We start from the raw sequence: 10,386 nt of genomic DNA on the forward strand, positions 1-10,386 counted from the left end.
AGTATCTATGAAACGTACCGTATTGGCCCTCGCCCTGACCGCCGCCGCTTTTTCCGCCCAGGCTTCCGACCTGGACTACAGCTATGTCGAAGGCGCTTACAGCAAGCTCGATGTCGGCCCGGGCAATCTCGATGGCTTTTCGATCGACGGCTCGTTGAAGTTCAATGACAGCTTCTACGGCTTCGCCGGCTACCAGAAGAACGACCAGAGCGGCATCAGCCTTGATGAATACAACATCGGCGCCGGTTTCCGCAAAGCCATCAACGACAAGACCGACTGGGTCAGCGAACTGTCGTACATCCGCGACAGCGGCAACATCGCCAACAGCCTGATCAAAGTCGATGACAACGGCTACCGCATCGCCACCGGCGTGCGCAGCATGGTCAGCGACAAATTCGAACTCAACGGCAAGGTCAACTACACCGATGCCGGCGATTTCGGCGACGGTTTCGGCGTCGGCATCGGCGCCGTGTACCACGTCAACGACAGCTTCGGCATCACCGCCGGCTACGACTATGCCGACCGCAGCGGCAGCGACCTGAACGGTTGGAATCTGGGCGCCCGCTTCAGCTTCTAATCGCGCAACACGTACCAAGTAAAAACCCCGCTTCGGCGGGGTTTTTTTGCATCAGTCGAACAGGCCCTGCGGATATTCGGGCTTCTGCTCGCGCGACAGCAGCAGCTTCAGACCCTCCTGCGGGGTGATTTCCTCGTGCAGCACGCGCCGCACCAGGGCGGAAATCGGCAGATCGATGTCAAAACGCTCGGACAGGCGCATCACTTCATCGCAGGTCTGGATCGATTCCACCACCTGGCCGATCGAGGCCACGGCTTCGCGGATCGACTGGCCCCGCCCCAGCGCCAGGCCCAGACGGCGGTTGCGCGACAGATCGCCGGTGCAGGTCAGCACCAGATCGCCCAGTCCGGCCAGACCCATCAGGGTTTCGGCGCGGCCACCGAGCGCGTGGTTCAGACGCAGCATCTCGTTCAGTCCGCGGGTAATCAGACCGGCGCGGGCGTTCAAGCCCAAAGCCATGCCATCGGCGACGCCGGTGGCCACGGCCAGGACGTTCTTCATCGCGCCGCCGAGTTCGGCGCCGAGCATGTCGTTGCCGGTGTAGGCCCGGAAGGTCGGGCCATGCAGGGCTTCGGCCACGGTCTGGGCGAACTCGGGATCTTCGGAATGCACGGTCACCGCGGTCGGCAGGCCCTGCGTGACTTCCTTGGCAAACGACGGGCCGGTGACCACGGCCAGCGCGGCATCGGCGCCGAGGATGTCGCCGGCGACTTCGTGCAGAAAACGCCCCGAGCCGGGCTCGAAGCCCTTGGTCGCCCAGGATACGCCGACGCCGGCTTTACGGTGCGGCGCTAGGGCATGCACGGTTTCGGTGAAGGCATGGCTGGGCGTCACCACCAGAATGAAATCGGCACCGCGTACGGTATGCGCCAGATCGGTGCTGGCCTGCAGGTTCGCCGGCAAAGCAATACCCGGCAGATACCGGGTATTTTCATGCAGCGTATTGATGGCTTCGACCTGGGCCGCATTGCGGCCCCAGACCGTGGTCCGGTGGCCGTTGCGCGCCAGAAGCGCCGCGAGCGCGGTGCCCCATGAACCGGCACCCAGAACCGCCACCTGCATCGGCGCGTTCATGGCAGTCGCTTAGGCGTTGCCGCCTTCGGAAACCACCGTGCTGCCTTCGCTGGCGGCGGCGACTTGTTCGGCGCGGCGGCGCAGGCCTTCGGCGTAGATGCCTTCGAAATTGATCGGCTGCAGATAGAACGGCGGGAAGCCGCCCTGGCTGATCAGATCGGATACGGCCTGACGGGCATACGGGAACAGCACGTTCGGGCAGTGGATGCCGAGCATGGCGTCCAGGGTCGGATCATCGAAACCGGCCAGACCGAAAATACCGGCTTGGGCGACTTCGGCCAGGTAAATGGTTTTTTCGCCGATGGTGCAGGTCAGGGTCACGCCCAGCACCACTTCATAGACGTCATCGGCCAGCTTGCCGACCTTCTGGTTGAGGTTCATGTTGAGCTCGGGCTGGCCTTGCTCGTTGAACACCAGCGGGGCGTTCGGGGCTTCGAAGGAAACGTCCTTCACATAGATTTTTTGCACGTTGAAAGCGGCTTGTGCACCGTCTTGGACGGCGCCTTCGGTCAGATTGGCAGACATGGTAAAACTCCGGAAAATGCGTAAACGCAGCTAAGAATCGATCAGGGTACTACAGGGTTATGGGGTCTGGCCCCATGATATCAAGTCACCGGCCCTTGGTCAGGGGCAGATCGGCCTGGATCCAGGCGTTCAGGCCGTCGTTGAGCCAGTACACGCGGGTAAATCCGGCCTTGTGCAGGCGCTTGGCGGCCTCGCTGGAGGACTGCCCGGTCCGGCAGACCACCGCCACCGGCAGCTCTTTGGCCTTGGCCAACAGCTTGTTCTCCGGGTCGAACTGGCTCATGGCCACATGCTTGGCGCCCAGAATATGGCCTTTCTCGAATTCGGCGATGGCGCTGACATCGACCAGCAGCGCGGATTCACGGTTGATCAGGTCGGTCAGCTGGGCCGGGCTGACGGTTTTGTAACCGACGAACAGGCGGGCCGCTTCGGTGTACACCAGAGCCACGGTCAGGACCACGAAAATCGAAGAAAGAATCGGGTTTTGGGCGGCAAAGGCCATCAGGGCGTCAAAAGACATGCGGCGTCCAACAAGGGGTAAACGCCTATTATCGCCCGTGGCGGGGCCGAATGCCAGTCAATCCAGCTTGGGAAGCCCCGAAGTCAGCCACCAGCGCTTGGCCACCGGATCGTAGCGCCAGGTCTGCCGGTCGGTTTTGGTGCGTTCGGTCTGCGAGGCCACATCGATGATGCGCAGCTCGACGCGCTGGCTGTAGGTCTGCGGATCGGTGCGCTCGGCCGATTTCAGCAGATAACCGCTGACCTGGAACTGTTTGTAATAGGTCTCGTCGGCATCGCTGAAGCCGCCGGGCGGGCGGATCAAGGGGTCGACCGATTCGCGCGCCTTCTCGAAGTCATTCCAGCGCACGGCGTTGCCGTACACCTTCAGGGCCGCTTCCAGGGCTTTGTCGTTCTTGCTGGATCCGGCGGCCAGCACCGGCGCCGGCAACAGGGCCAGCATCAAGGCGGCGAACAAGGCTTTGGTGAACATGGTTTCTTTCCGGAGGGGCTCAGTTACACTAGATTCTGCCACAAATGGCCGCTGCCAACGATTCCGCATGTCCCGTGCCTGCGCCCTGTCCGGATGGACCCTGATTTCGCTGCGTCCGCGCCACCGGCACGGACCGGTACGGCGTGCGGCCGCCGCCCGTGGCGCCCAGGTTTTGGCGGTATCACCTTACGAATTGCTTGCCCTGGATGCGGGCGCCGCCTTGCAGGCCGTGCTGGATTGTCCGATCCGCATTGCCAGCTCTCCGGCGGCCGTGGCCTTCGCAGCGGCACAGGCCGATTTGCAGGGCGACTGGCTGGCCATCGGCACCGCCACGGCGAAAGCCTTGCGACGTGCCGGCGCCGCCCAGGTGCAGAGCGCCGAACCGCAGAATGCCGACGGTCTGTTGGCCCTGCCGGTGCTGTCCGAATGCCGGGGAAAACAGATCGGCCTGATCACCGCACCGGACGGCCGTGGCGTGTTGGAACGCGAATTGCCGGCGCGCGGCGCGCAGCTGCACCTGGCCCATGTCTATCACCGGCAGGCCTTGCCCTTGCCGACCAGGGTCCATCGGCGCCTGCACGAACTCGGGCCGGACACGGCCGTGCTGGTCAGCAGCCGGGCGGCCTTTGCCGAGTTCTGGCGACAGCTGGACGACGCCGAACACGATAAAATCAGCCGGACGCTATGCATCGCCAGCAGCGCCCGCTTGCTAGACTATCTGCAGACGCTCGGCCTCCGGAAGCTGCGGCTCGCCGCCGGTACACAGCCGGCCACGATGCTGGCGACGCTCTGTGAAGCCATCGCCGCCCATGAACGTGAAGGATGACGCCATGACTGAAACGCCGGTTCCCGCCGCCAAATCGCATTCCCGCATCGGGGTCGTGCTTTTGGCGTGCGTGCTGATCGTGGCCATTGCCGTGTTTGCCTGGATCCGTCTGCGCGTGGATTCCGGCGAAGCGCTGGTGCCGACCGCCGACCTCAGCACGCAGGCGCTGGATCAGCGCCTGTTGGTGACCGAACAGCACGTGGCCCGTCTGGAACAGGAACGCGCCGCCCTGCAGCAGCGTCTGGCCGAATCGGCCAACCGCACCAATCTGCTGCGTGATGAAGTGCTCGGCGTCAGCGAGCGGGCGGCGCTGATCGAAGACAGCGTGCAGCAACTGAGCCGCAGCGACCGCAGCGCCATGGACAGCCTGCGCTTGAACGAAGCCGAACTGCTGTTGATCATCGCCCGCGAACGCTGGCAGCTGTCGGGCGATCTGGCCGGCACCCTGCAAGCCACCGAATTGGCCGCCACCGCTCTCAACGGCCTGAAAGATCCGCAATGGCTGACCCTGCGGCAGACGGTGACCCGCGAACTGGCCGCCTACCGCGCCATCGACGCCGATCCGCGCGCCATCGCGCGCGGCGAGCTGGATGCCCTGGAAGCGCTGTTGCCGCAACTGCCGGCCGCCGACGGCAACGGCACTGAAGCCGCGCCGGAGCCCTACGGCTTTGAACGGCTGCTCAACGCACTCATCCGCATCCAGCCGACCGGCCAACAGACCCTGATTGCTCCGGCCGAACGGCAGGCGGCGCAGACCGCGCTGGCCTTGGAAATCGCCAATGCACGGACCGCGCTGCAGTTGCGGCAGAGCGCCGAATTCAAGAACAGCGCGCGCCGCATCGATCAGTGGCTGCTGCGTCTGTATGCCGATGGCAAAGCACTGCAGGAGCGCCGGCAACGCCTGCAACAGTCCGCCAATGCGCCGCTCAGCATCGCCCTGCCGGAAGCCGGCAGCACGCTCAGCGAACTGCAGCGCCTGAAACAGAGCGCCACGCCATGAGTCTGTACCGCAGTTTCCTGTGGTGGCTGTTGCTTGCGGCACTCGGCGCGCTGGCCTGGGATCTGCTGCAGCCCGATTTCGGCGAAGTGGTCATCCGCTGGCACGGCACCACCATCACCACCACGGTCGCTTTCTTTCTGTTTGCCTGCATCCTGCTGCTGTTTTCGCTCTGGTTGCTGTGGACCCTGCTGCGCTTTCCCTACAATGCGTGGCAGGCCTATGCCCACAAGCAGGCACGCAGCCGTTTGAACAGCGGCCTGACCGCGTTTTACGAAGGCCGCTACGGCCGCGCCCAGAATCTGCTGCTGAAAGCCGCCGAAGACAAACAGGTGCGCGATCTGGCGCTGCTCGGTGCGCGTCAGGCGGCATTGGCGCAGGAAGATTACGTTGCCGCGGCCGGTCTGCTGGAACAATTGAACCAATCAAATCCGACCTTGGCCGCGTCCAATAACGCGCGTCTGCTGTTGAAACAGGGCAAGGCCCAGCAGGCCCTGGATGTGATGCTGACGCGGCCGGCCACGGAGTGGTCGCCGGTGGCACGCGGCATCGCGATTGAAGCGGCGATCAGCCTGCAGCAATTCGATCTGGCCCGCAATTGGATGCAGGCCCGCGGTCACGGCATGAGCGGCAAACAGCAGGCGCAGTTGCAGGCGCTGTATCAGCGTCACTACCTGGCCGGCGCCGATTCGGCCGACACACTCTGGCAGCGCTGGCAGGAGCTCGGCAGTCAAGGCCAGCCCGGCGAAGCGATGGCCGAGGCGTTCGCGCTACGTGCGGGCGCGCTTGGCATGCAACACTCGGCCGCCACGGCACTGATTGCATCGGCCGAAACCCGTTACGACAGCGGCCTTGCCAAAGCGCTTGCGCTCGTGGCACAGAACGATGCCGCTCTGTTCGAGCGTCTTCGCGTACTGCTGGCTGCGCATCCGGATGATGCCGTGCTGCTGCACGCGCTCGGCAGCTGGAGCCGCGCGGCCGGCAACAACGATGCCGCCATCGGCTACTGGCAGCGGGCGATCGCGCAAGGCGGCGGCGCCGAAAGCTGGAACCAGCTCGGGCAGGCACATGCCGGTCTCGGCCAATTCGAACAGGCTTACATCGCCGAGAACAACGCCCGGCGCGTGCTGAACGGCGAAGCGCCGTTGCCGATGACCGGCGTCACGCTGCAGCAACGCATTGCCGCCGAAGCGGTTTCCGAGCAGCGCAACGAACACGGGATTCCGTGGCTGCCGCAGTGAGTTTCTTCACAAAAATTAGAGCGCATAAAAATGCAATTGAGTGGGCAGTTGTTGCCATAATTGTTTGTACGGCTATTTATTCATTTGGCGCTACAACCACAGCACATATCGCCCTATCTTTCTGGGTTGCTTTTTCATTCGTAGGGCTTGGATTATGGCTTTCTCACTGCCTCTACTACAGAAAATTTAAACTGCCTATACCTCTTGCCTGCGTTATAGCCGGCATGGCCATTTTGCCTTTTCTCTTATTTACATCATGGTATGAGGCTGATTACATGATGTTTGCTGTATTCTTTTCTATTGGAATACTTCCGGTAATCTGCCAAGTCTTAATTGATTTTTTCAAAGTAAAAAAATAAGGCGTCCGATTTGGACGCCTTTGTATTTCTATTTAGATCTAAGAATTAACGTTCAACAATCGCCGCCACGCCCATGCCGCCGGCGGTGCAGATCGAAATCAGTACGCGGCCCTGGCCTTTTTCCTTCAGCAGCTTCGCGGCAGTGGCCACAATGCGCGCACCGGTGGCCGCGAACGGATGGCCGAGCGCGAGCGAAGAACCGACCACGTTGAGCTTGCTGCGGTCGATGGAGCCCAGCGCGCCGTCCATGCCGAGTTTGGTTTTGCAGAATTCCTCGGACTCCCAGGCTTTCAGCGTGCACAGCACCTGCGCGGCGAAAGCTTCGTGGATTTCATAGAAATCGAAATCCTGCAGTTTCAGATTGTTGCGCTTCAGCAGTTGCGCCACGGCCCAGGCCGGCGCCATCAGCAGGCCCTCACCGCCGACGAAATCAATCGCGGCCACCTGCGCATCGGCCAGATAGGCCAGAATCTCTTTGCCGTTGGCTTTGGCCCAGTCTTCGGACGCCAGCAATGCGGCGGAAGCGCCGTCGCTGAGATTGGTGGAATTGCCGGCGGTCAGTGTGCCTTTGCCGGAGCGTTTGTCGAAAGCCGGCTTGAGCGTGGCCAGTTTTTCCAGGCTGGTGTCCGGGCGCAGGATGTTGTCGCGCTCCAGACCGCGGAACGGCATCACCAGATCGCTGAAGAAGCCGCGCGCATAGGCGGCGGCGGCTTTCTGGTGCGACTCATACGCCAGCTGATCCTGGTCTTCGCGGCGGATCTGCCAGGTCTTGGCCATGTCCTCGCAGCTTTCGCCCATGCTCTTGCCGGTACGCGGTTCGGCCACGCCGGGAAAGTCGGGTTTGAATTCGCCGAAGGAAAAGCCCTTGAGCGCGGCCTTGAGGCGCTCGCCGAGCGTGCGCGCGCGGTTGAGATCCAGCAGACGGCGGCGCAGTTTTTTGCTGACCGCAATCGGCACGTCCGAGGTGGTGTCGGAACCGCCGCCGATGCCGACCTCGATCTGGCCGACGGCGATTTTGTTGGCCACGGTGATCAGCGCATCCAGACCGGTGCCGCAGGCGCGGGTAATGGTGATGCCCGGCGTGTGCGGCGACAGACCGGACGACAGCGTGGCTTCGCGCGCCAGATTGAAATCGGAGGAGTGCTTGAGCACGGCGCCCATGGCGACCTCGCCCAGGGCCTGGCCCTGCAGCTGGAATTTTTCGACCAGACCGCCGAGCACGACGGTGGACAGGCCGAGATTGCCGACATCGTAGTAGGCGGTGTTGTTGCGGCAGAACGGAATCCGGACGCCGCCGAGAATGGCGACACGACGCGTGGAAGACATGGAACGGCTCCTGAAAAGCGGAAAAGGGGGCGGACAGGGCATAATAAGCGGCCCTGCCCCGTGCATGGATTTCTCCAAACTCCCGAGTATGGTAGCGCATGATTGAGCCCGTTTACAGCTTCGGCCTGTTGGCCCTGGAACTCTGCCCCGGCCAACAGCTTCCCGCCACGCCGCTGCCGGTCGCACAGGCTGAACAGCTCGGCGCCCTGCTGGCCGAGGATCTGCGGCCGTGGATCGCCCCGCACACCGGCATTGATATCAGTCTGGCCGGCGCCGCGTTCGATCCGGTCGAGCTGCTGCGGCCGGGTTGGCCGGTGCATGCCGAAATCGCGCGTTTGACCCATCTGGCCCCGAAAGCCGCGGATGCGCGTCTGCTGTGTTTTGGTGCCGCCGACGGACGCATGCCCGAAGGACTGCAGCCCGATCCGGCGCATGCCGGGGGCCCGCTGCGCTGGCTGCCCTTCGTGCTGTCCGGTCCGGCCGGGCAGATCCAGGCCGTGCAGGACGGCATGGAAGCCGAACTGATGGAGCGCGGCATGGCCGGCGCGGCCACCGCGCTGTGTGCCCAGGAACTGTTCGGCACGGCCATCGAGCACGCGCGCTACATGACCCTGCACGACGGCGTGGCGATGATGGCCATGCAGTACGGCCATAGCGGACTGGAGCCGGTCTGGCCCTTGATCGAAACCGCGCTGTTCGCGCCGCAGCATGCCGTCTGGCTGGATGCGCCGCCGGAGCCCTTGGTGTATGTGAAGGATGGCACTGCGCACATCGCGTTATTGGATTGCCATGCCTGGATGAAACTGCAGAGCGGCCTGGAGGGTAAAAACGGCGAACAACTGGAAACCCTGTTCCAGATGTTCCAGATGCGCCAGCGCCAGATTGCCGCGCTGCTGGAAGCGCACGGCCTGAGCGTGGAATTCGATTTCTGCGCCGACGCCGCCGGCGCCCGCGAGACCCTGCAGCGTTAATCCGGAATGCGGTTGGGCAGCGGTTCGCCGCGCTCGTAAGCCGTAAAGCTGTCGATGGTGGTCTGGCAGATGGTGTGTACCGCTTCACGGGTGAAAAAGCCCTGATGGCCGGTAATCAGCACGTTCGGCAATTGCTGCAATTCAGCCAGCAACGGATCGGCCAACGCCGATTGCGAATGATCTTCGAAAAACAATCCGGCTTCGAATTCGTAGACATCCAGGGCCAAGCCGCCGAGGCGGCCGCTGCGCAATGCCGCCAAGGCCGCGGCGGTGTCCAGCACCGCCCCGCGGCTGGTGTTGACCAGCAATGCGCCGGGTTTGCAGGCCGCGAAGAAATCGGCATCGAGCAGATGCTTGGTGTCCGGAGTCAACGGGCAATGCAGGGAAATCGCATCGGAGTGCGCGGCCAGTTCGGCCAGCGAAACGAAACGCGCACCGGCGCGTTCGAACCCGGGATCCGGATAAGCATCGTACGCGATGACGGTGCAGCCGAAACCACGCATGATGCCGGCGAATACCGCGCCGATGCGGCCGGCACCGATGATGCCGACGGTTTTCCCGTACAGATCGAAACCCATCAAGCCATCGAGCCGGAAATCGTTGGCCAGCACGCGTTCGTGCGCGATCGGAATGTTGCGGTTCAGGGCCAGCAGCAAGGCCGCCGCATGTTCGGCCACCGAATGCGGGGAGTAATCGCCGACGCGCGTGACCGAAATGCCCAGACGTTTGGCTTCGGCGGTATCGACATTGTTGTAACCGGCGCAGCGCAGCGCCAGCAGATGCACGCCGTCTTCGGCCAGAATGCGCAGGGCCTCGGCATCGGCGTGGTCGTTGACGAAAATGCAGGCGCCGCCGCAGCCGGCGGCCTGGCGGGCGGTGTCGGCGGAAAGCGGCGCTTTGATGAACAGCAATTCGTGGCCGGCATCGGCATTGGCGGCGTTCAATCCGTCGCGGTCGTAATCATGGGCGCTGTACACGGCGATTTTCATGCGTCGGGGTCTCCAGGCGGACGGGTGTCCTGTTCGTAAATGCGGTAATGCGCGTCCTGCATGCCGAGCGCCTGGTAGGTGCTGCGCGCGCTGCGGTTGTCTTTCTCGACATACAGGCGGATGCCGCAGACGCCGGCATCGGCCTGCGCCAGCGCGCGCACATGCGCATACAGCGCGCGATAAATGCCTTGGCGGCGGAATTCGGGCGGCACATACACGCTCTGAATCCACCACCACAGGCCGTTGCGCCAATCGCTCCACTCAAAAGTGAACATCAGCGTGCCGGCCGGCACACCATCACGCTCCGCCACGAAATAGCGGGCCAGCGTGGGATCAGCAATACCGCGGGCGATACCGGGCCTGACTTCGGCATCCGGCAGGATTTTGTTTTCGGTTTCCAGCGCCATGGCCTGCGCCCAGCGGGCGAGCAAGGCGGCGTCTTCGGCGCGGGCCGGGCGGATCTGCAGGCTCATGTCTCGTCCTTACGGCCGTGTTTGGCGCCGAGTTTGC

The 10,386-nt window shown here is 63.4% G+C and carries 13 protein-coding genes; 6 read left to right on the top strand and 7 right to left on the bottom strand.

The window, feature by feature from the left end:
• Positions 1–7: 7 nt before the first annotated feature.
• On the top strand, positions 8–577 hold the full coding sequence (locus tag Q0W88_RS03760; protein WP_297800177.1) for an outer membrane beta-barrel protein: 570 nt from the start codon (positions 8–10) through the stop codon (positions 575–577).
• Between the two features lie 51 nt (positions 578–628).
• Here Q0W88_RS03760 and Q0W88_RS03765 read toward each other — a convergent pair whose 3' ends face one another.
• The 4 genes from Q0W88_RS03765 to Q0W88_RS03780 all read right to left on the bottom strand — a co-directional run bounded on the left by Q0W88_RS03765 (position 629) and on the right by Q0W88_RS03780 (position 3,167).
• On the bottom strand, positions 629–1,651 hold the full coding sequence (locus Q0W88_RS03765) for an NAD(P)H-dependent glycerol-3-phosphate dehydrogenase (protein ID WP_297800179.1): 1,023 nt from the start codon (positions 1,649–1,651) through the stop codon (positions 629–631).
• Between the two features lie 9 nt (positions 1,652–1,660).
• Positions 1,661–2,176, bottom strand: coding sequence for a protein-export chaperone SecB (secB, locus tag Q0W88_RS03770; RefSeq protein WP_297800181.1), 516 nt, complete (start codon positions 2,174–2,176; stop codon positions 1,661–1,663).
• Between the two features lie 85 nt (positions 2,177–2,261).
• Complete coding sequence (locus Q0W88_RS03775; protein ID WP_297800184.1) at positions 2,262–2,696, bottom strand: rhodanese-like domain-containing protein; 435 nt, start codon at positions 2,694–2,696, stop codon at positions 2,262–2,264.
• A gap of 57 nt (positions 2,697–2,753) precedes the next feature.
• A complete protein-coding gene (locus Q0W88_RS03780) occupies positions 2,754–3,167 on the bottom strand; it encodes a hypothetical protein (protein ID WP_297800186.1) in 414 nt (137 codons plus the stop codon).
• A 67-nt stretch (positions 3,168–3,234) separates the two neighbouring features.
• Between Q0W88_RS03780 and Q0W88_RS03785 the strand changes: the two genes are divergently transcribed.
• Genes Q0W88_RS03785 through Q0W88_RS03800 form a run of 4 tightly spaced genes read left to right on the top strand, consistent with a single transcriptional unit; the run spans position 3,235 to position 6,590 of the window.
• Positions 3,235–3,993: a uroporphyrinogen-III synthase gene (locus Q0W88_RS03785; RefSeq protein ID WP_297800188.1), complete on the top strand. Its 759-nt coding sequence runs from the start codon at positions 3,235–3,237 to the stop codon at positions 3,991–3,993.
• Positions 3,994–3,997: 4 nt separating this feature from the next.
• On the top strand, positions 3,998–4,993 hold the full coding sequence (locus tag Q0W88_RS03790; RefSeq protein WP_297800190.1) for a uroporphyrinogen-III C-methyltransferase: 996 nt from the start codon (positions 3,998–4,000) through the stop codon (positions 4,991–4,993).
• A complete protein-coding gene (locus tag Q0W88_RS03795) occupies positions 4,990–6,231 on the top strand; it encodes a heme biosynthesis HemY N-terminal domain-containing protein (protein WP_297800192.1) in 1,242 nt (413 codons plus the stop codon). Before Q0W88_RS03790 ends, Q0W88_RS03795 begins: the two co-directional genes overlap by 4 nt.
• Entirely contained in the window at positions 6,216–6,590 is a 375-nt protein-coding gene (locus tag Q0W88_RS03800; RefSeq protein ID WP_297800194.1) for a hypothetical protein, read from the top strand. The genes Q0W88_RS03795 and Q0W88_RS03800 overlap by 16 nt, the downstream gene beginning before the upstream one ends.
• Before the next feature lie 45 nt (positions 6,591–6,635).
• On the opposite strand, the gene Q0W88_RS03805 is transcribed toward Q0W88_RS03800, so the two are convergent.
• Positions 6,636–7,916 carry an acetyl-CoA C-acetyltransferase gene (locus Q0W88_RS03805; protein ID WP_297800196.1) on the bottom strand — a complete coding sequence of 427 codons (1,281 nt, stop codon included), beginning with the start codon at positions 7,914–7,916 and terminating at the stop codon, positions 6,636–6,638.
• Positions 7,917–8,014: 98 nt separating this feature from the next.
• Between Q0W88_RS03805 and Q0W88_RS03810 the strand changes: the two genes are divergently transcribed.
• Positions 8,015–8,887, top strand: coding sequence for a hypothetical protein (locus Q0W88_RS03810; protein WP_297800198.1), 873 nt, complete (start codon positions 8,015–8,017; stop codon positions 8,885–8,887).
• Here Q0W88_RS03810 and Q0W88_RS03815 read toward each other — a convergent pair.
• Together Q0W88_RS03815 and Q0W88_RS03820 are read right to left on the bottom strand one after the other, a co-directional pair.
• Positions 8,884–9,876: a 2-hydroxyacid dehydrogenase gene (locus Q0W88_RS03815; protein WP_297800201.1), complete on the bottom strand. Its 993-nt coding sequence runs from the start codon at positions 9,874–9,876 to the stop codon at positions 8,884–8,886. The genes Q0W88_RS03810 and Q0W88_RS03815 overlap by 4 nt on opposite strands.
• The gene (locus Q0W88_RS03820) at positions 9,873–10,349 is read right to left on the bottom strand and encodes a GNAT family N-acetyltransferase (protein WP_297800203.1); all 477 of its coding nucleotides are present in this window, start codon (positions 10,347–10,349) and stop codon (positions 9,873–9,875) included. The genes Q0W88_RS03815 and Q0W88_RS03820 overlap by 4 nt, the downstream gene beginning before the upstream one ends.
• Positions 10,350–10,386 lie beyond the last annotated feature (37 nt).

The sequence above is a fragment of the Arenimonas sp. GDDSR-1 genome (genome assembly GCF_025980345.1).
GTDB lineage: Bacteria > Pseudomonadota > Gammaproteobacteria > Xanthomonadales > Xanthomonadaceae > Arenimonas.